At 68.8% G+C, this 18,613-nt stretch carries 15 protein-coding genes and 2 pseudogenes; 7 read left to right on the top strand and 10 right to left on the bottom strand.

Annotated features, from left to right (window positions below):
- Positions 1-5: 5 nt before the first annotated feature.
- The 5 genes and pseudogenes from cydC to K1X59_RS17295 form a co-directional block, all read right to left on the bottom strand.
- Positions 6-1,672: pseudogene (gene cydC, locus K1X59_RS17275) on the bottom strand (thiol reductant ABC exporter subunit CydC).
- Positions 1,669-3,324 (bottom strand): thiol reductant ABC exporter subunit CydD, encoded by a 1,656-nt coding sequence (gene cydD, locus K1X59_RS17280; protein ID WP_183150953.1) that lies wholly within the window; start codon positions 3,322-3,324, stop codon positions 1,669-1,671. The pseudogene cydC and the gene cydD overlap by 4 nt, the downstream one beginning before the upstream one ends.
- Positions 3,321-4,349, bottom strand: coding sequence for a cytochrome d ubiquinol oxidase subunit II (gene cydB, locus K1X59_RS17285; protein WP_183150954.1), 1,029 nt, complete (start codon positions 4,347-4,349; stop codon positions 3,321-3,323). Before cydB ends, cydD begins: the two co-directional genes overlap by 4 nt.
- A gap of 14 nt (positions 4,350-4,363) precedes the next feature.
- Entirely contained in the window at positions 4,364-5,779 is a 1,416-nt protein-coding gene (locus tag K1X59_RS17290; RefSeq protein WP_183150955.1) for a cytochrome ubiquinol oxidase subunit I, read from the bottom strand.
- Complete coding sequence (locus K1X59_RS17295; protein WP_183150956.1) at positions 5,766-6,479, bottom strand: metalloregulator ArsR/SmtB family transcription factor; 714 nt, start codon at positions 6,477-6,479, stop codon at positions 5,766-5,768. Before K1X59_RS17295 ends, K1X59_RS17290 begins: the two co-directional genes overlap by 14 nt.
- 100 nt (positions 6,480-6,579) lie before the next feature.
- Between K1X59_RS17295 and radA the strand changes: the two genes are divergently transcribed.
- Complete coding sequence (gene radA / locus K1X59_RS17300) at positions 6,580-7,947, top strand: DNA repair protein RadA (RefSeq protein WP_183150957.1); 1,368 nt, start codon at positions 6,580-6,582, stop codon at positions 7,945-7,947.
- A 16-nt stretch (positions 7,948-7,963) separates the two neighbouring features.
- On the opposite strand, the gene K1X59_RS17305 is transcribed toward radA, so the two are convergent.
- From K1X59_RS17305 to K1X59_RS17320, 4 genes are all read right to left on the bottom strand, one after another.
- Positions 7,964-8,374, bottom strand: a complete 411-nt coding sequence (locus K1X59_RS17305) for a dehydrogenase (protein WP_183150958.1) — start codon at positions 8,372-8,374, stop codon at positions 7,964-7,966.
- A 338-nt stretch (positions 8,375-8,712) separates the two neighbouring features.
- Positions 8,713-9,357, bottom strand: a complete 645-nt coding sequence (locus tag K1X59_RS17310; protein WP_220173619.1) for a hypothetical protein — start codon at positions 9,355-9,357, stop codon at positions 8,713-8,715.
- A 71-nt stretch (positions 9,358-9,428) separates the two neighbouring features.
- Positions 9,429-9,929, bottom strand: coding sequence for an amino-acid N-acetyltransferase (locus tag K1X59_RS17315; protein WP_183150959.1), 501 nt, complete (start codon positions 9,927-9,929; stop codon positions 9,429-9,431).
- A 127-nt stretch (positions 9,930-10,056) separates the two neighbouring features.
- On the bottom strand, positions 10,057-12,588 hold the full coding sequence (locus K1X59_RS17320; RefSeq protein ID WP_183150960.1) for an ATP-dependent Clp protease ATP-binding subunit: 2,532 nt from the start codon (positions 12,586-12,588) through the stop codon (positions 10,057-10,059).
- Positions 12,589-12,874: 286 nt separating this feature from the next.
- On the opposite strand from K1X59_RS17320, the gene K1X59_RS17325 reads away from it, so the two are divergent.
- The 6 genes from K1X59_RS17325 to K1X59_RS17350 all read left to right on the top strand — a co-directional run bounded on the left by K1X59_RS17325 (position 12,875) and on the right by K1X59_RS17350 (position 16,790).
- Positions 12,875-13,516, top strand: coding sequence for a hypothetical protein (locus tag K1X59_RS17325; protein ID WP_220173620.1), 642 nt, complete (start codon positions 12,875-12,877; stop codon positions 13,514-13,516).
- Positions 13,516-14,289, top strand: a complete 774-nt coding sequence (locus K1X59_RS17330) for a hypothetical protein (RefSeq protein WP_183150963.1) — start codon at positions 13,516-13,518, stop codon at positions 14,287-14,289. The genes K1X59_RS17325 and K1X59_RS17330 overlap by 1 nt, the downstream gene beginning before the upstream one ends.
- Positions 14,286-14,522 (top strand): helix-turn-helix transcriptional regulator, encoded by a 237-nt coding sequence (locus K1X59_RS17335; protein ID WP_183150964.1) that lies wholly within the window; start codon positions 14,286-14,288, stop codon positions 14,520-14,522. The genes K1X59_RS17330 and K1X59_RS17335 overlap by 4 nt, the downstream gene beginning before the upstream one ends.
- Positions 14,523-14,563: 41 nt before the next feature.
- On the top strand, positions 14,564-14,809 hold the full coding sequence (locus K1X59_RS17340) for a CopG family transcriptional regulator (RefSeq protein ID WP_183150965.1): 246 nt from the start codon (positions 14,564-14,566) through the stop codon (positions 14,807-14,809).
- The gene (locus K1X59_RS17345) at positions 14,806-15,258 is read left to right on the top strand and encodes a TA system VapC family ribonuclease toxin (protein ID WP_220173621.1); all 453 of its coding nucleotides are present in this window, start codon (positions 14,806-14,808) and stop codon (positions 15,256-15,258) included. The genes K1X59_RS17340 and K1X59_RS17345 overlap by 4 nt, the downstream gene beginning before the upstream one ends.
- A gap of 107 nt (positions 15,259-15,365) precedes the next feature.
- Positions 15,366-16,790, top strand: a complete 1,425-nt coding sequence (locus K1X59_RS17350) for a dicarboxylate/amino acid:cation symporter (RefSeq protein WP_183150966.1) — start codon at positions 15,366-15,368, stop codon at positions 16,788-16,790.
- A 542-nt stretch (positions 16,791-17,332) separates the two neighbouring features.
- Here K1X59_RS17350 and K1X59_RS17355 read toward each other — a convergent pair.
- Positions 17,333-18,499: pseudogene (locus K1X59_RS17355) on the bottom strand (cation:proton antiporter); the annotation flags it as partial.
- Between the last annotated feature and the right edge of the window lie 114 nt (positions 18,500-18,613).

Raw genomic sequence — 18,613 nt, forward strand, 5'->3', positions numbered from 1 at the left:
CGCGCTCAGACCGTGCGACCGCGCTCGATCCGCACCACGCGGTCGACCGTGCCCGCCGGCGGAGGCACGTGCGAGATCAGCAGCACCGACTGGCCACCCGTCGCCTCGAGCAGGTCGCGCAACAGGGCGTCGGAGGCGTCGGGGTCGACTCCGGCGGTCGGCTCATCGAGCACCAGCACCGGGAACCCGCGCAAGAGCCCCCGCGCGAGCGAGATCCGCTGTGCCTGGCCGCCCGAGACCAGGGCACCACGATCGCCGACCCGTGCATCGAGGCCGCCGCGCTCGCGGACCCACTCCCCCAGCCCGACGCGGTCGAGCACCTCGAGCAGTTCGTCGTCGGTCGCACTGTCACGTGCGAACAGCAGGTTCTGGCGGATGTCCTCGTCGAACAGCTGAGGGTGCTGTTCACACAGGCCGATCACGCGACGCAGCGCCGCGCCGGAGAGGTCTGCGGCGTCGCGCCCGTCGATGCGGTACTCGCCCTCCACGCGCAGGAAGCCGACGAGCGCTGCCGCCAGCGAGCTCTTGCCGGCCCCGCTGGGCCCCGCCACCAGCACCCGCTCGCCCGGATCGAGGTCGAGGTCGACACCCTTCAGCGCAGGAGCACCGCCCGGCCAGTTCGCCCGCACATCGCGCAACCGCAGCGCGGGAGCTTGCGCGAACTCGACCTCCTCCCCCGCGTCGGTCCGCAGTTCGACCGGCATCCGCTCAGGGAGCACGTCGACGATGCGCTCCGCGCTCGAACGCACGCTGCGCCACGAGGCTGCGGCGATCGGAACCGCCCCGAAGATCTCGAACACCACCATCGGCACGAGCACGGCGACCGCGAGCCACGGACCATCGATCGTGCCGTCGGCGAGCCCGGGCGCGGCGGCGGCGAGCGCCCACACCGACGCGGCACCAGCGACCGCCGACACCACGCCCGCGGCGACGGCCTGCGCGAGGGATGCGCGATCGACCACCCGGCGCAGCGCGGCGTCGGCGTCGGCGATGCGGGCACGGCCCTGCTCCTCCACGCCGTAGGCGAGGAGGACATCGAGGCTGCCGAAGTAGTCGACCAGCGCGGCGGAGAGCTCCGCCCTCCGTGCGGACACCATCGACTCCGCCTTCGATCCGAAGAGCCAGCCCAGCCCGATCGCCGCCGCCGCCGCGATGAGCAGGCAGACCGCGAGAGTGAGCGCGGCAGCGGGCGAGACGAATGCCAGGAATCCCACGGCCCCGACCGCGACGAGAGCGGCGACGCCGAGGGTTGGACCACGCGCAGCGGCAGATTCTGCAGGTTCTCGACATCGTCGACCAGGGCCGCGAGCACCTGACCACGGTCGGTCGACCCCAGGCCGGCCGGCGAGAGCGGGATCAGCCGCCGCACCATGTCGGCACGGGTCGAAGCGAGCTGACGCAACGCGGCGTCGTGTCCGCTCAGGCGCTCCAGATATCGGGTGACGGCGCGGGTCACCGCGAAGAAGCGCACCCCGACCACGGCGATAGACAGCGGCACGAGCGAGTCGACGATCGAGGCGCTCACGATCAGCCAGCCGCTCACCGCGAGCAGACTCACGGCGGCGGCGGCCGAGAGCAGCCCCCACACCTGGGCCGGGAGGAAGCGTCCCGTCGGCGGTTGTGCGAGGCGGAGGACACCCCGGATGCGCTGCGTCCGCGCCTCCCCGCTCATGCGCTCACCCCCAGCGCCACGACCCGGTCGGCGATGTCCCGCGCAGACCGACGGTGCGAGACGAGCAGCACCGTGGCCCCGGCATCCGCCCTCTCCCGCAGCGAGCGCCACAGCCGCTCCTCGGTCGCAGGGTCGAGAGCACTCGAGGGTTCGTCCAGCACGAGCACGCCTCCGCGTCCGGCGGCCTCCCGGTACAGGGCCCTGGCCACGGCCACGCGCTGCGCCTGCCCTCCGGAGAGCCCCGCGCCCTGCACGCCGAGCACGAGTCCGGGGTCGATGCCCTCGGCACAGGCGGCGTCGAGGGCGGCACGGACGTCGGCGGCATCGGGGTCGTCATCCCCCAGCGCGACGTTCTCCGCCACGGTGCCCCGCAGGAGTCCGGGACTCTGACCCGCCCACGCGAGCCACGCCGACGGCGCGAGTCGCCGCACATCGAGTCCGGCGTAGGCGGCCGTCCCCTCGAAGTCGCTCGCACCCCGCAGCGCCGCGAGCAGACTGGACTTGCCCGACCCGCTCGGCCCCTCGATCAGGGTGACCGTGCCCGGTTCGGCCGTGAACGAGACGGGCGGCAGGTCTCGCACCCGGAGCCCCTCGACCACGAGCACCCCGCCCGGCACCACCTGTCGGGCGGTGTCGCGGATACCGGATGATTCCGCGGCGATCCGTCCGGTGTTCCCGTCCGACATCCGTCCGGCGTCTCCCCGCGCATGCTCGGCGTCGAGCACCTCGAACACGTCCTCAGTCGCGGCGACGCCCTCTGCGGCCGCGTGGAACTGCACGCCCACCTGGCGGATGGGCAGGAACGCCTCAGGGGCGAGCAGCAGCACGAACAACCCGACCTCGAGCGTCAGGTCGCCCGAAAGCAGCCGGAACCCGACCGACACCGCGATCAGCGCCACGGCGATCGAAGCCAGCAGCTCCATCGCGAATCCGGACAGGAACGAGAACCGCAGCACCTTCATGGTCTCGCGGCGGTACTCGTCGGCGGTGACCTCGATGCGGTCGGCCGCTCGCCGGTCGCGGCCGAAGAGCCGCAGAGTCGAGAGTCCCTGCACGGTGTCGGCGAACCGGGCCGCGAGGCGCTGCAGCGTCTGCCACTGTCGCGCCTGCACCGTCCGCGTCGCCATGCCGATCAGGATCAGGAACAACGGGATCAGGGGCAGCGTGATCACCGCGGTGAGTCCGCTCGGCCAGTCCTGCCACCACATCACCGCGACCAGCACAGGCGTCGCGATGACGGTCAGCACCAGCTGCGGGATGTAGCGGGCGAAGTACGCATCCAGCGCCTCCAGGCCGTGGCCGGCGGTGACCGCGAGCGCCGTCTGGTTCCGCTGCGCCAGCCACCCCGGCCCGAGCCGACCGACCGCCGCGACGAGCGCCGCCCTGAGCTGCATCCCTGTCTTCGCCGCCGCACGCGTGCCCGCCGCATCCGACGCCGCGATCAAGAGTCCCCTCGACAGGGCCGCCAGCAACAGCCAGAGGAGCGACCCCGAGACGTCGCGTCCGGCGATGGCACCCGTGATCGCGTCGGTCAGCAGCCACGCGAACGCGATCGTGACGGCCGTCTGCACGACGCCGATCGACGCGGATGCCGCGAGGAACCCCCTCGCGGCACCCGCGTACTTCAGCAGTCTCGGATCGACGGGTTTCACGCGTGCGCCGGAGCCCCCTCGATGGAGGTCCGGGTGACGCGCTTGCGGAAGACCCAGTAGGTCCAGGCCTGGTACGCGATCACGAGCGGCATCGCGATCAGGGCGGTCCAACTCATGATCTGCAGCGTATACGGGGTGCTGGAGGCGTTCGCGATCGTGAGGCTGTACGCGGGGTCGATCGTCGACGGCATCACGTACGGGAAGAGCGCGGAGAACAGCATCACGACCGCGAACATCACCGTGAGGATGCCGGCGAAGAACGCCCAGCCGTCGAAGCCACGCACCGAGAGCACGATCGCGGCGATCAGCGACACCGCGGCCACGGCGCCGGCGCCGACGACGAGCCACAGCAACGGCGCCTCACGTCCGGCCGCGATCATGATCGTCCACAGGACGGTCGCCGCCGCGACGATCACGGTCGGGATGGCGGCGCGGGCCGCGAGCTTGCGAGCGTCCTCGTGCACCTGCCCATCGGTCTTGAGCGCCACGAACAGCACGCCGTGCAGGAAGAACAGCAGCAGCGTGGTGACCCCCACGAGCAGCGCGTACGGGTTCAGCAGCGAGAAGAAGCCGCCGACGTAGATGTGGTTCTCGTCGATCGCGACGCCCTGCACGATGTTGCCGAACGCGACACCCCACAGCAGCGCCGGCACGACCGAGCCGAGCACGATCATGCGGTCGAAGCCCTGCTTCCACTTGCGGCCCTCGCGCTGGTGACGGTACTCGAACGAGACGCCGCGCAGGATCAGTGCCAGCAGGATGAGCAGGAGCGGCAGGTAGAAGCCGCTGAACAGCGTCGCGTACCACTCGGGGAACGACGCGAACAGCACAGCTCCCGCCACGATCACCCAGGTCTCGTTGAGGTCCCAGACCGGGCCGATCGTGTTGATGACCTGACGCCGCGAGACGTCGTCCTTGCCCAGGAACGGCAACGACATGCCGACCCCGAAGTCGAACCCGTCGAGCACGAAGTACCCCACGAAGAAGAAGGCGACGATGAAGAACCAGAGCGTTGCGAGATCCATGATGCTCCTCCTTCTCAGTAGACGACCGACGGCAGCTGGGCCGTCTCGTCGTGCGGCTGTTCTTCGGTGTCAGGGCCCTTCTGCGCGGCCCGGATGATGAGCCGGATCTCGACGACGGCGAGCGCGGCGTAGATGGCCGTGAAGGCGATGAGGGAGATCAGCACCTCGAGTCCGGAGACGCCGGGCGAGACGCCGTCCTGCGTAGTCATGAGACCGAACACGATCCACGGCTGCCTGCCCATCTCGGTGAACACCCAGCCCATGATGTTGGCGGCGAGCGCGAGCGGGAACGACCAGATCGCGAGCTTCCACATCCACGGAGCCGGGGGCTTCTTGGCGCCCTTGCGGGTGAGCCAGAGGCCGGCGACCGCGACGAGAGCGGCGGCGATGCCGAGACCGATCATCCAACGGAACGCCCAGTAGGTGATCCACAGGATCGGTGCGAAGTCCGTCAGTCCGGTCGACGCGTAGGTCTGCGCGTACTCGGCGTTCAGGTCGTTGATGCCGTGCACGCAGGCGTCGAGGGTGTGCGTCGACAGCAGCGAGAGCAGATACGGCACACGTATCGAGAACAGCTCGGAACTGCCGTCGGGGGTGCCGAGCGTGAAGATGCTGAACGAGGCGTCCGGCCCGCAGACCGTGTTGAAGGTCGCCTCGGCCGCCGCCATCTTCATCGGCTGTGCCGCGTACATCGCGAGACCCAACTGGTCGCCGGTGAGCACGACACCCGCGGTCGAGACGATCATGGCCCACAGCCCGAACTTGAGCGAGATGCGCATGGTGTCGAAGTGCTGGCCGCGCGAGAGGTGCCAGGCCGAGACGGAGATCACGACACCGGCGGCGAACATCAGAGCACCGAAGATCGTGTGCGGGAACGCGGCGAGTGCGACCGGGTTGGTCAGCAGCGCCCAGAAGTCGGTGAGCTCGGCCCTGTTGGTCTCGGGGTTGAACGTGTACCCGACCGGGTTCTGCATGAACGCGTTGGCCGCGATGATGAAGTACGCCGACAGGATGCTGCCGATCGACACGCACCAGATCGTGGCGAGGTGCAGCTTCTGTGGGAGTTTGTCCCACCCGAAGATCCACAGACCGATGAAGGTCGCCTCGAAGAAGAAGGCCAGGAGTCCTTCGAATGCCAGCGGGGCGCCGAACACGTCGCCGACGAAGCGGGAGTAGTCGGACCAGTTCATGCCGAACTGGAACTCCTGCACGATGCCGGTGACCACGCCCATCGCGAAGTTGATGAGGAAGATCTTGCCGAAGAAGCGGGTGAGGTGGAGGTACTGGACCTTGCCGGTGCGCACCCACGCGGTCTGGAAGATCGCGGCGATCAGGGCCATGCCGATCGTGAGCGGTACGAACAGGTAGTGGTAGACGGTCGTGAGCCCGAACTGCCATCGGGCGAGCGCGAGCGGATCAAGCCATTCCATGCACGATTCCTGTTCTGTGAGACTGCGTCGTCCGATGACGCAGCTGCTCGGTGTGGGCGTTCAGCCGGGCGGAGGTGTCGCGCAGCTGCACGGTGCAGTCGGAGGGGAGCACGGCTTCCTGCACGCGCTCGGCAGCGAGCGGCCCGCCGGCCTCGTTCAGCACGCTCTGCATCAGGCCGAGGTGCACCTGGCACAGCATCGGCCGGTTCTCGGGCAGCCCTGCCGCGTGGGGGCACGGGCTGAGGTCGACCGTGAGCCGATCGCCGTCGACGATGGGCTCGAAGCCGCTCTCTTCGAGGTGCTCGACCAGGGCATCGAGCTGATACGTGGCCTCGCGTCCCAGGCCGGAGGCTGCACCGGGGTGGATGCTCCGCAGCAGGTCTCCGCGACGGGCGGCGGCCTTGGCCTTGTCACGAGCGACCGGGCTCGAGGCGCCGGGGTCTCCGGTGGCGGCGCTGTATAGCGTGCGGGGACGCCCCCTGGTGGTGCGGTGCTCGATCGTCGGGATCACGTATCCGCCCTCGATCAGCCGCTGCAGGTGCTCGCGCACCGTGTTGGCGTGCAGGCCGGTGGCCTCGCACAGATCGCCGATCGAGAGTTGACCGCCCGAATGCGTCTGACCCGCTTCGAAGAGCAGGTGCAGGATGCGCACCCGGGAGTAGCTCGAGATCGGCCCGCAGACGGACCCGCCGTTGGACATGACACCAGTATCGCGCGGGGTCGGCGGTTTGCGGAGGACGCGGGCCGTGAATAATCACCTGGTCGATAGGGATGTCCGATCCCGGCGATAGCCTGGGGGCATGGCCACCCGGAAACCAGCTCCCCCTGCGTATGTGTGCACGGAATGCGGGTGGACGACCGCCAAATGGGTGGGGCGCTGCGGCGAATGCCAGCAGTGGGGAACGGTGCAGGAGCAGGCGGCACAGACCGGAATCCTCCGTCGGGTCGGACCCGTCGCCCCGAGCGCCGACCGCACTGCCCGACCCATCACGCAGATCACCACGCAGGACGCTCCTCGACGCAGCAGCGGCGTCGGCGAGTTCGACCGCGTACTCGGCGGCGGCATCGTGCCGGGTGCCGCGATCCTGCTCAGCGGCGAACCGGGCGTCGGCAAGTCGACCCTGCTGCTCGAGGTCGCCGCTCAGGCCGCGCGCGGTGGACGACGCGTGCTCTACGCGAGCGCCGAGGAGTCGCCGGGCCAGGTGCGTCTGCGCGCGGAACGGACGGGCGCGCTGCACGACGAGCTGTATCTCGCAAGCGAGACCGATCTGGCGACCATCCTCGGCCACATCGACGAGGTGAAGCCGCAGCTCGTGATCGTCGACTCGGTGCAGACCGTGTCGTCATCGCTGATCGACGGGGCGGCGGGGCAGCCGAGCCAGGTGCGTGAAGTCGCGGCGACGCTGATCCGCATCGCGAAGGACCGCGACCTGCCCATCATCATCGTCGGCCACGTCACGAAAGACGGGCAGGTCGCGGGTCCGCGGGTGCTCGAGCACCTCGTCGACGTCGTGTGTCATTTCGAGGGCGACCGGCAGACGTCGCTCCGCTTCATCCGCGCCCTCAAGAACCGTTTCGGTCCGACCGACGAGGTCGGCTGCTTCGAGATGACCGGCGACGGCATCGCCGAGGTGCCCGATCCGTCGGGTCTCTTCCTGTCGCAAGGTGCGACAGAACCGGGGACGTGCGTGGCGATCTCCCTCGAGGGCCGTCGCGCCCTCCCCGTCGAGGTGCAGGCGCTCACGGTTCCGAGCAATGCGCCGAACCCGCGCCGCATCGTGCACGGCCTCGACTCGTCGCGCGTGGCCATGGTGCTCGCGATCCTCGAACGTCGTGCCGGCGTGCCCACCGGCAGCCTCGACGTCTACGTGTCGACGGTCGGGGGCGTGCGCTTCACCGAACCTGCGGCCGATCTGGCGATCGCGATCGCCGTGGCCGGTTCGATCCAGCAGATCTCGGTGCCGCGCACAGTCGCGGCGGTGGGTGAGCTGAGTCTCGCGGGAGAGATCCGACCGGTGACCCAGGCGGCCCAACGGCGCTCCGAAGCGGCCAGACTCGGCTACGAACAGGTCGTCGACGATCGGTCGAAGACGCTTCGCGCCGCCCTCAGCGACGTCCGCGCGCGCAACACCTCGCGCCGTTCCGATCGCGACATCCCGCCGTTCTGATCGGAACCCCCGCTCCTCAGGCGTCGAGGGCCTTCAGCAGCTCGGCGGGCTCGGCCTGCATCGGGTGCGGGCCGGCGATGTCGAGGAAGACCGTGGTGATCGGGTGCGCGGCGAGGAACTTCCGCAGCCAGTCGGCGGTGAAGATGCCGACACCGGGTGGGAGGTTGGCGGGCTTGTTGTTCGCATCGCTGAACAGCAGCAACGCCAGGTCGCCGGTGTTCGGGTCGCGGTAGGTCCATACCTCGCCGCTGTCGAGCGGGTTGTCGCGGGCGCCCGGCTTGATCAGCGGGACGACGGTGGTGCCGTTGCGGAGCGCGAGGGCGACGGCCGCGACGTCCTGCTTCTCGAGGGCCTGCGCCAGGGCTTCCGACCGGAAGTCCTCGGGTGCGGGCTTCTTCTTCGAGGTCTTCGCCTTCTTCGCTGCCATGTCTCCAGCTTATTCACGGCGCCTGGGGCTCGCGCGAAATCCGGCCGCGGATACGATTGGGGCCCTCTCGAGTCCTCCATTGGGGACTGGGGTACTCGAGAGGGCCCTCGGACTCTCGAGCGGCGATGTCGAAGCGCTGGGGACGCTGTAGTTCGACGCCACTGGGGATGGCTTGTGCCGCATGATGCGGAGAGTCATCTCAATGGTATCCCAAAGAACGTCGACTGTCAGCATCAGACGCCCCTGCGAGCCGACCTCGGCTCATTCCGTGTGCGAAGAGCCGCAGCGCGACGGAATTCGAAGCCTGCCGACGGCGATCGCTTCGAACTCGGGGGCAGCTAGTACAGCAGGATCTGCGCGGTCGTGAGGCTCGTGAATCCGCCGATCGAGACCTCGACGTGGTACGACGCGCCCCCACCGGGCGCGCGCTGTCGGTTCTCCTGCGCGCAGGTCTCGACGCTGGATCGCGTACGGTCCCAGGTGACCGGGTCCTTGCTGGTGACCGTCGTCCCCGCCGCGAGCGTCGCGACCATGCTGCTCGGGTTCTCCTGGCAGTCGGTCGAGCGCCACCAGACGTCGGAGCCACTGGACACGGTGAACACCTGCGTCGTCGAACCGACGTCGATGGTGCAGTCCTTCGTCCCCTTGTTGGTGAGCGAGATCGACAGCTTCGGCATGACCCCTGCGGCATAGGTCTCGGCGTCGGTGACGGCCGTGACTTCGACGTCCTTCGCCTCGCACGCCACGATCGCCGGCGTCTCCTCGGCGGAGGGACCGGGCGAGGGGGAGGCGGCATCGGTGGTCGGTGTCGTCGAGGGCGACGCCGAGGGTGAGGCGGACGGCTTCGGAGTCGCATCGGCGGCCGCCCACGGCCGGGCGATCAGGAGCCATGCCCCGACGCCGACGACAGCCAGGAGCAGGACGAGCCCGAACACGACGACCAGACGCCGTCGACGGTAGACGGCGGCGGAGCGACGGGGCATGCCTCCAGGCTAAGCGATGCGGCGCGTGCACCCTGGGAGCACGACGGGCAGTCGTGGTCTGCGCGGGGCGCTCAGAGCACCTTGAGCATGCGGGTGTTGCCGAGCGTGTTCGGCTTGACGTGGGCGAGGTCGAGGAACTCCTCGACACCGGCGTCTCCGCTGCGCAACAGCTGGGAGTACACATCGGGGTCGACGACCTGCTCGCCGATGGGCGTGAAGCCGCGACGGGCGAAGAAGTCGACCTCGAACGTGAGGCAGAACAGGCGCGAGAGACCGAGGCTCCTGGCCGTCTCCTCCAGGCGGTCGACGATCGCTCGACCGACGCCGTGGTGCAGCCAGTCATCGCGGACCAGCAGCGTGCGCACCTCGCCCAGGTCTTCCCAGATCACGTGCAGTGCGCCGCATCCGATCAGCACCCCGTCGGCCTCCGCGACGACGAACTCCTGCACCGCCCCGTAGAGCACCGCCAGATCCTTGCCGAGCAGGATGCGCTGCTCCACGAGGGGCTGCAGCAGGTTGCGGATGTCGATGATGTCGGCGCTGCGCGCCGGACGGACGGTGTACTCGCTCACGGGACAAGCCTAGAACCCGCGGCTGAGCGCACCCCTCAGCGGCGAGCCGCTCTGCGAGATCCCGGGCGGCGGACACGGGAAAGGGGCGGATGCCTCAGCATCCGCCCCTTCCGTGATTCAGGCCGGCTCACTCCCCGCTGGCGACCGCCAGGTCGGGAGTGCCGGCGATCGCGCCGCCACCGGTGTTGACGCCGACCGCGACCTTCTCGCCGCGGGGGCCGTGCTCGAACAGGAACTGCCCGTCCTTCGCATCGACCTTGACGTGGTCGCCCGGGTTGAGCTCGCCGTGCAGGATCTTCTCGGACAGACGGTCCTCGACCTCGTGCTGCATCGCGCGACGCAGCGGTCGGGCGCCGAGCGCCGGGTCGAAGCCGATCTCGATGAGACGCTCCTTGGCCGCCTGCGACAGCTCGATCGTCATGTCGCGGTCGAGCAGGCGATCGCCGAGACGCTTGGTGAACAGATCCACGATCTGCACCAGCTCCTCCTTCGACAGCTGCGGGAACACGATGATGTCGTCGACGCGGTTCAGGAACTCGGGCTTGAAGTTGCGCTTCAGCTCCTCGTTGACCTTGCCCTTCATCCGCTCGTAGGTGGTGGAGTTGCTGCCCTCGATCTGGAAGCCCACAGGTCCACCGGCGATGTCACGCGCACCGAGGTTGGTGGTCATGATGATCACGGTGTTCTTGAAGTCGATCACGCGACCCTGACCGTCGGTGAGGCGACCCTCTTCGAGGATCTGCAGCAGCGAGTTGAAGATGTCGGGGTGAGCCTTCTCGATCTCGTCGAAGAGCACCACGCTGAACGGCTTGCGCCGCACCTTCTCGGTGAGCTGGCCACCCTCTTCGAATCCGACGAACCCGGGAGGGGCGCCGAACAGACGCGAGACGGTGTGCTTCTCACCGAACTCGCTCATGTCGAGCGAGATCAGTGCGGCTTCGTCGTCGAACAGGAACTCCGCGAGAGCCTTGGCCAGCTCGGTCTTTCCGACACCCGTGGGGCCGGCGAAGATGAACGAGCCCGACGGGCGCTTCGGGTCCTTGAGACCGGCGCGCTGGCGACGGATCGTCTTCGAGAGCGCCGCGATGGCCTCTTCCTGACCGATGACCCGCTGGTGCAGGGCCTTCTCCATGAAGACGAGTCGGCTGGACTCCTCTTCCGTCAGCTTGAAGACGGGGATGCCGGTGGCCTGTGCGAGCACCTCGGCGATCAGGCCCTCGTCGACGACCGCGGAGGTCGCGACGTCGCCCGCACGCCACTGCTTCTCGAGACGCAGGCGCTCGGCGAGGAGGCTCTTCTCCTCGTCGCGGAGGGATGCGGCCTTCTCGAAGTCCTGCTCCTCGGAGGCGATCTCCTTCTGCTCGCGCACGGCGGCGATCTTCTCGTCGAACTCCCGCAGCTCGGGCGGGCTCGACAGGATCGACAGACGCAGGCGTGCGCCGGCCTCGTCGATCAGGTCGATGGCCTTGTCGGGGAGGAACCGGTCGGAGACGTAGCGATCGGCGAGGTTCGCCGCGGCCACGATGGCACCATCGGTGATCTGCACCTTGTGGTGCGCCTCGTACCGGTCGCGCAGGCCCTTGAGGATGTTGATCGCGTGGGGCAGCGTCGGCTCGTTGACCTGCACCGGCTGGAAACGGCGCTCGAGCGCTGCATCCTTCTCGAAGTGCTTGCGGTACTCGTCGAGCGTGGTCGCGCCGATCGTCTGCAGCTCACCACGGGCGAGGAGCGGCTTCAGGATGCTGGCCGCATCGATCGCGCCCTCGGCGGCACCCGCACCCACGAGGGTGTGGATCTCGTCGATGAAGACGATGATGTCGCCACGTGTGCGGATCTCCTTGGTGACCTTCTTCAGGCGCTCCTCGAAGTCACCGCGGTAGCGGGAACCGGCGATGAGCGAGCCGAGGTCGAGCGAGTAGAGCTGCTTGTCCTTCAGCGTCTCGGGCACGTCGCCCTTGACGATCGCCTGGGCGAGGCCCTCGACGACGGCGGTCTTGCCGACGCCGGGCTCCCCGATCAGGACCGGGTTGTTCTTGGAGCGACGGGAGAGGATCTGCATGACCCGCTCCGCTTCCTTCTCGCGCCCGATGACCGGGTCGAGCTTGTTGTCGCGCGCCGCCTGCGTGAGGTTGCGTCCGAACTGGTCGAGCACGGCAGACCCGCCCTGGGCGCTGGACTGCGTGTCGTTGGTCTGCGCGCCGACGGATGCCGGCTCGCGGCCGGGGGCGCCGGAGAGCAACTGGATGACCTGCTGACGGACCTTGTTGAGGTCGGCGCCGAGCTTGACGAGCACCTGAGCGGCGACGCCCTCGCCCTCACGGATGAGTCCGAGGAGGATGTGCTCGGTTCCGATGTAGTTGTGGCCGAGCTGCAGGGCCTCGCGGAGGCTCAGCTCGAGCACCTTCTTGGCGCGCGGCGTGAACGGGATGTGGCCGGTCGGCTGCTGCTGACCCTGGCCGATGATGTCCTGCACCTGCTCGCGCACGGCGTCGAGGGAGATGCCGAGGCTCTCGAGGGCCTTGGCGGCGACGCCTTCACCCTCGTGGATGAGACCGAGCAGGATGTGCTCGGTTCCGATGTAGTTGTGGTTGAGCATCTTCGCCTCTTCTTGGGCGAGGACGACCACTCGACGGGCTCGGTCCGTGAATCTCTCGAACATGCTGTGACTCCTTATTCGCACGTGTTGTTCGACACTGGCGAAGACGCGTGAAGCGCTTGTACATCGAGAGTAACCACCACATCGGGCCGGTATGCCCGTGTTCGCCGTGGGCATACCGGGGGTTGACCCAGTTATCGACTGTCGTTATGTTAACGACAGTCGATAACAACGGTCCCCACGGACCGACCGGAGGGGACATCGTGAACGAGCTCCACCTTCGACCATCGGCCGCCGCCGTGCTCGAGATCGGGCGGCGGTTCGCGCACGACACGGAAGGGCTCGTCTGATGACCACCACCGCCACGACCCCCACCCGCTCCGAGAAAGCGGATGCCATCACCGTGATCCTCTACGCCGCCGTCGCGCTGATCACGGTCGGCCTCGCCACCGTGCTCCGCGTCGGCGGCACGTTCCGTGAGACGGGGGTCGCGTGGACGGTCCCGATCGACCAGCAGCCGATCTCGGCGACGACGGACTCCGGGACCATCTCCGTCGAGGGACTCGCCGACGAGGCGTTGGTCATCGCCGCCGACGTGAACGCGGTGTCGACCATGGCGATCATCGCGGCCATCGTCCTGTGGGCCCTCGCCGCGATCGTGGTCATCGCCGCGGTGACCCTGGTCGCCTGGAACTTCCTGCGCGGGCGGTTCTTCGTCCGCCCGAACGTCCGGGCGTTCACCGCGATCGGATGGACGCTCGTCGGCGCACCGATCCTGATCGTGATGCTGGAGACCACGGGGCGCAACGGCGTCACCGCAGCGCTCGGCATCGGCGACGGGGAGCCCGCGCATCCGCTCGAGTTCTGGACCATCGCGCCCTTCTTCGCGACCGGGGTGACGGTCGGGCTGATCGCCGTCGCGTTCCGCCGCGGCATCCGTCTGCAGCAGGAGAAGGTCGCGCTCGAGAAGGAAACGGAAGGACTCGTCTGATGCTCTCCTTCGGATCGGCGGAGATCTGGCCCTCACTCCTCTTCATCGCGATCGGGCTCGCCGTGATCGCCCTCGTCGTCCTGATCCTGGTCTGGAACGGACGCCGGCGGGGCAGCCGCACCATCGCGCTCGACGCCGCGCTCACCCTCTCCGGATGGTGGATCCTGCTCTCCGTGGTGAGCGCCGTGATCTTCATCGTCAAGGCCTTCACGGTCGACTGGGCCGAACTCCACGGAGAGACCTACGTGTACGTCGGATGGCCCGACAGCCTGCCCTGCTCCGAATTCGGCGACACCGCCACGACCATGCTCACCTGCCGGGGCGAGAGCCTGTCGGAGTTCACGGTCACGAACGCCTCTCTCGGACTCCGGCTGCTCGCGGCCGCCGCCCAGCTGAGCACCCTCGCCCTCACCACGATGCCGGCCGTGATCGTCGCCATCATCTGCTTCCACACCCTGCGCGGACGGGCGTTCTCGCACATGGTGGCGCGGGCTCTCACCGGTGGCGCCATCGCGGTCCTGGTCTTCGGGGTGGCGGCCGACCTCCTCGGCGGCATCGCCGCCACGACCGGTCTGCGCGAGGTGTTCACGCCCGGCAGCGAGTGGTACCCGTCTGCCTATCAGCTCACCGTGACGCCCTGGCCGTTCGCCGGCGCGCTCGCGCTCGTCGCGCTCGCCGCCGTCTTCCGACAGGGGATGCGCCTCGATCAGGACAGGGCGCGCCTGCAGCAGGAGACCGCGCGTCTGCAGAAGGACACGGAGGGGCTGGTGTGAGCCCTGCCGACAGCGACGACGAGTTCACGGGCATCCACTGCCGACTAGACGAGCTCCTCGCCGACCGGGGGATGACGCTCACCGAGCTGAGCGCCGCGGTGGGGGTGAGCATCGTGAACCTGTCGGTGCTCAAGAACGACCGCGCCCGCGCCATCCGCTATTCCACGCTGCGCGCGATCTGCGAGGCCCTCGACTGCGAGGTCGGCGACCTGCTCGTGCTCGCCCCGCGCTGACACTGAGGCAGATGTCTGCGTATACGCGTATGCTTGTCTGCATGCGCACCACCCTGAACCTCTCCGAAGCTCTCGCGACCGAGGCGAAGGCCCGCGCCGCCGCCGAGGGCCGAACCTTCACGAGCTTCATCGAAGAAGCCCTGCGGGAACACCTGGCGAAACGCCGACCCACTGCGACCGTCGAACCCCTGCCGACCTTCGGCGACCCGCGCACGTCACGATTCCTCGTCGACATCGATGACCGCGACGCCCTGTGGGAGGCACTCGAAGAGGCACCGATCCGATGATCGTGCCCGACGTCAACATCCTCGTCTACGCGTTCCGCGCCGACTCCGCAGAACACCAGACCTATGGCCCGTGGCTGAACGAGGCACTCGCCCACGAGTCGATCGGAGTGTCGGACACGATCCTCAGCGGATTCGTCCGCATCGTCACCCACCCCCGGATCACCACCGCCCCGGCACCGATCGACGCCGCGATGGCCTTCACCCGCAGCCTCCTCGCCGCCCCGCGCACGCAATGGCTCACGACAGGACCCCCGGCCTGGGACCGGTTCGACGCCCTCGCCGCAAGCGATCGAGGCATCCGCGGGAACCTCGTCCCCGACGCGTACATCGCCGCCGTGGCCCTGGCGAACGGCGCACGCCTCGCGACCCGCGACCGCGGCTTCGCCCGATTCCCCGACCTGAGATGGTTCGATCCGGGTTCGGACATGCCGGAACGCGGCGCGCGCTGAGCGCACCGCGTCATCGTTCGTCATATCCGCTCAGGGAATTCTCAGGGAGTCATAGCGTTGAGCCTCATGGCGTGCACTCGGCGCGCCGCGATTCTGGAGTCCCCTCAATGAGCACCACCGCACGCGCCCAGAAGGCGCCTGATACCCGCGGACCGGTCCGGAAGCTGCTGACCTCGTTCGGCTTCCAGATCCTGGCCGCCCTCGTCCTCGGTGTCGCCGCCGGCCTGATCGGCCGTCAGCTCGGCGCCACCGCCGAGAACCCGAACGGCCTCTCCGCGACGCTGGACACGATCGGCAGCTCGTACGTGACGCTGCTGCGCGCCGCCGTCGTCCCCCTCATCTTCACGGCCATCGTCGCGAGCATCTCGAACCTGCGTCGCGTGCAGAACGCCGCGCGCCTCGCCGGCCAGACCATCCTCTGGTTCGCGATCACCGCGTTCATCGCCGTGATCATCGGCATCGGCCTCGGTCTCGTCATCCAGCCGGGCAACCGGGCCGGCGAAGGCCTCGAGACGGGCGACCCCTACACGGTGGGCACGTGGTGGAACTTCCTCCTCGGCCTCATCCCGCAGAACTTCCTCGGCCTCACGGTCAGCACCTCGCCGGGAGCGGTCGACGGCACGTTCAGCTCGAGCGTCGGATTCAACATCCTCCAGGTCATCGTCGTCGCCGCGGTCGTCGGCATCGCGGCGCTCAAGGCCGGCAAGAAGGCGGAGCCGTTCCTCGTCTTCACCGAGTCGCTGCTCAAGGTCATCCAGCGGGTGCTGTGGTGGATCATCCGCATCGCCCCGATCGGCACCTTCGGCCTCATCGGCTCGGCCGTCATCAAGTACGGCTGGGAGAAGCTCGCGGCCCTCGGCTGGTTCGCCGCCGCGATCTACATCGGCCTCGCGCTCGTGCTGTTCGTCGTCTACCCGATCCTGGTGCGCACGCACGGCCTGTCGATCAAGCAGTACTTCTCGGGTGTGTGGCCCGCGGTGCAGCTGGCCTTCGTCAGCCGCTCCTCGATCGGCACGCTGCCTCTCACGGAGCGCGTGACCGAGCGCAACCTCGGTGTGCCCCGCTCCTACGCGTCGTTCGCCGTGCCGCTGGGCGCGACCACGAAGATGGACGGCTGCGCCGCGATCTACCCGGCCATCGCCGCGATCTTCGTCGCACAGTTCTTCGGCATCGAGCTGAACTTCGTGCAGTACCTGCTGATCGTGATCGTCTCGGTCGTCGGCTCCGCGGCCACCGCCGGCACCACCGGCGCGGTCGTCATGCTCACCCTGACGCTGTCGACCCTCGGTCTGCCGCTCGAGGGCGTCGGCCTCCTGCTCGCGATCGACCCGATCCTCGACATGGGCCGCACCGCGGTCAACGTCGCGGGCCAGGCGCTCATCCCGACGATCGTCGCCAAGCGCGAGGGCATCCTCAACGAGGACCTGTACAACGCACCGCGCGAGGGACTGCCCTTCGCCGATGACTCCGGCGACGACGACGCCCCCGAGGCGGATGCCTCCTCCGACAAGGAGCCGGTCGCCGCGCGCTGACCGTCGTCCGGCCTCACGCAGAGCGCCCCGTCCCTTCCGGGGCGGGGCGCGCTCGCATCCCGGCTAGGCCCGGCCGGGCTGGCGCGTCGCGCCGCGGGTGTCGAGCGCGAGCTCCTCCGCATCCATCGCCGCGATGAGTTCGCGCATGACCTCCTCGTCGAGGTTCCCCGCGTCGCGCTCGGCGAGCAGGATGTCACGTCGCACCTGCAGCCATCCCTCGACAGGGCGACGAGGTCGTCGTACGACGGCCGGCTCGCCGCGTCCTCCATGCTCTGCGCCTCGTCGGTGTCTTTCTCGACCCGTGTCATGCGCCGGGTGAAGGCGTCGAACACGCGGAGGTCGACCTCGCCGTACTTCGCCTCCCATTCGACGCGCTTCTCGGCGAGGAACTCCTTCCCGGCCTCGCGGCTCTTCGCACGCACCTCGGCGAGAGCCGCCTCGTCCTCTTCCTCGTCGACATCGCTGGCGATGCCGAGTCCGCGGATGAGCAGCGGCAGGGTGAGCCCCTGCAACAGCAGCGTGCCGACCGTGACGATGAACGCGACCACCACGATCGCGTGCGACGCCTCGGTGTCGAGCGTGGCGAGGTCGGCTGCGGCGACCGCGATCGCGAGCGTCACCACGCCTCGCATCCCCGCCCACGAGATGACGGCGTTGTCCTTCCACGAGAGCTGCAGACCCGCCATCCGCTCGCGCACGATGCGGGTGCGCAGTTCGTCGGCGCTGTGCTCGCTCCACCGGCGCGATGCGCGGTGCCTCTTCTCGAACTCCCCGGATTGCACCCCGCGGTCCCAGCGCTCCAAACGGCGGCGGTCCTGGAAATTCGCCCAGGCGCTGGTCGGGTAGATGTACAGCGGCCGCACGATCAGCACCACCAGCAGGACCGCTCCCGAGAGCAGCAGGATCGGACCGACCGACTCGCTGCCGAGATCGCGGAGCACCCGAGGGAACTGCAAGCCGATGTACGCGAACACGAAGCTCTCCAGCAGCAGGTCTGCCGAGAGCCACAGCGGCTTCTCCTGCTGGCGCGTCGTGTAGTCGGTGCGCGGGGAGTTGTAGCCGACGTAGAGACCCATCGCGACGACCGCGAGCACGCCCGATCCCAGAAGATGCTCGGCGATCGCGTACGCGCCGAACGGGGCGAGGAGCCCGAAGGTGCCGATCACGACGGCATCGTTGATGCGCATGCGCAGCTGATGCAGCACGACCCCGAAGACGAGACCGACGGCCACCCCGATGCCGACCGCGAGAAGGAACTGCCAGATCCCGTCCCACACCGAGACCGTCGCACCCGCGATCGTCAACGAGGCGAAGACGCGGTACAGCGTGAGCGATGTCGCATCGTTGATGAGGCTCTCACCCGACAGCACGGTCATGATCCGCCGAGGCAGCCCGAGGCGGCGTCCGATCGCCGCAGCCGACACCGCGTCGGGCGGAGCCACGATCGCGCCGAGCAGCAGTGCGCCGGGAAGAGTCAGCGACGGCAGGATCCACCACGCCACGAAGCCGACCGCCACCGCCGTCAGCAGCACGAGCCAGATCCCGAGCCGCCGGATCTGCGGAAGGCTGCGCTTGAAACCGACGAACGACACGTCGAGCGCGGCGGAGTACAGCAGCGGCGGCAGCACCAGGCTCAAGAGCACATGTCCGTCGATGTCGAGGTCGGGCGCGAACGGGAGGAAAGACGCGGCGAGGGCCAGCGTCGTCACCAGCAGCGGCGCCGGCCACCCCGGGAGCGTGCGAACGCGGCCACGGCGACCGCACCGACGAGGACGTAGAAGATGCCGGCTTCCATGAGGGAAGCGTATCGCCGCGCGTGGGAT

The organism is Microbacterium sp. Se5.02b, assembly GCF_019464375.1.
Lineage (GTDB): Bacteria > Actinomycetota > Actinomycetes > Actinomycetales > Microbacteriaceae > Microbacterium.

Coding starts and splice junctions, on each gene's coding strand:
- K1X59_RS17340 (WP_183150965.1), top strand. CDS start 14,564: ATGCGCACCACCCTGAACCTCTCCGAAGCTCTCGCGACCGAGGCGAAG.
- radA (WP_183150957.1), top strand. CDS start 6,580: ATGGCCACCCGGAAACCAGCTCCCCCTGCGTATGTGTGCACGGAATGC.
- K1X59_RS17320 (WP_183150960.1), bottom strand. CDS start 12,588: ATGTTCGAGAGATTCACGGACCGAGCCCGTCGAGTGGTCGTCCTCGCC.
- K1X59_RS17330 (WP_183150963.1), top strand. CDS start 13,516: ATGCTCTCCTTCGGATCGGCGGAGATCTGGCCCTCACTCCTCTTCATC.
- cydB (WP_183150954.1), bottom strand. CDS start 4,349: ATGGATCTCGCAACGCTCTGGTTCTTCATCGTCGCCTTCTTCTTCGTG.
- K1X59_RS17295 (WP_183150956.1), bottom strand. CDS start 6,479: ATGTCCAACGGCGGGTCCGTCTGCGGGCCGATCTCGAGCTACTCCCGG.
- K1X59_RS17325 (WP_220173620.1), top strand. CDS start 12,875: ATGACCACCACCGCCACGACCCCCACCCGCTCCGAGAAAGCGGATGCC.
- K1X59_RS17345 (WP_220173621.1), top strand. CDS start 14,806: ATGATCGTGCCCGACGTCAACATCCTCGTCTACGCGTTCCGCGCCGAC.
- K1X59_RS17350 (WP_183150966.1), top strand. CDS start 15,366: ATGAGCACCACCGCACGCGCCCAGAAGGCGCCTGATACCCGCGGACCG.
- K1X59_RS17305 (WP_183150958.1), bottom strand. CDS start 8,374: ATGGCAGCGAAGAAGGCGAAGACCTCGAAGAAGAAGCCCGCACCCGAG.
- K1X59_RS17310 (WP_220173619.1), bottom strand. CDS start 9,357: ATGCCCCGTCGCTCCGCCGCCGTCTACCGTCGACGGCGTCTGGTCGTC.
- K1X59_RS17290 (WP_183150955.1), bottom strand. CDS start 5,779: ATGGAATGGCTTGATCCGCTCGCGCTCGCCCGATGGCAGTTCGGGCTC.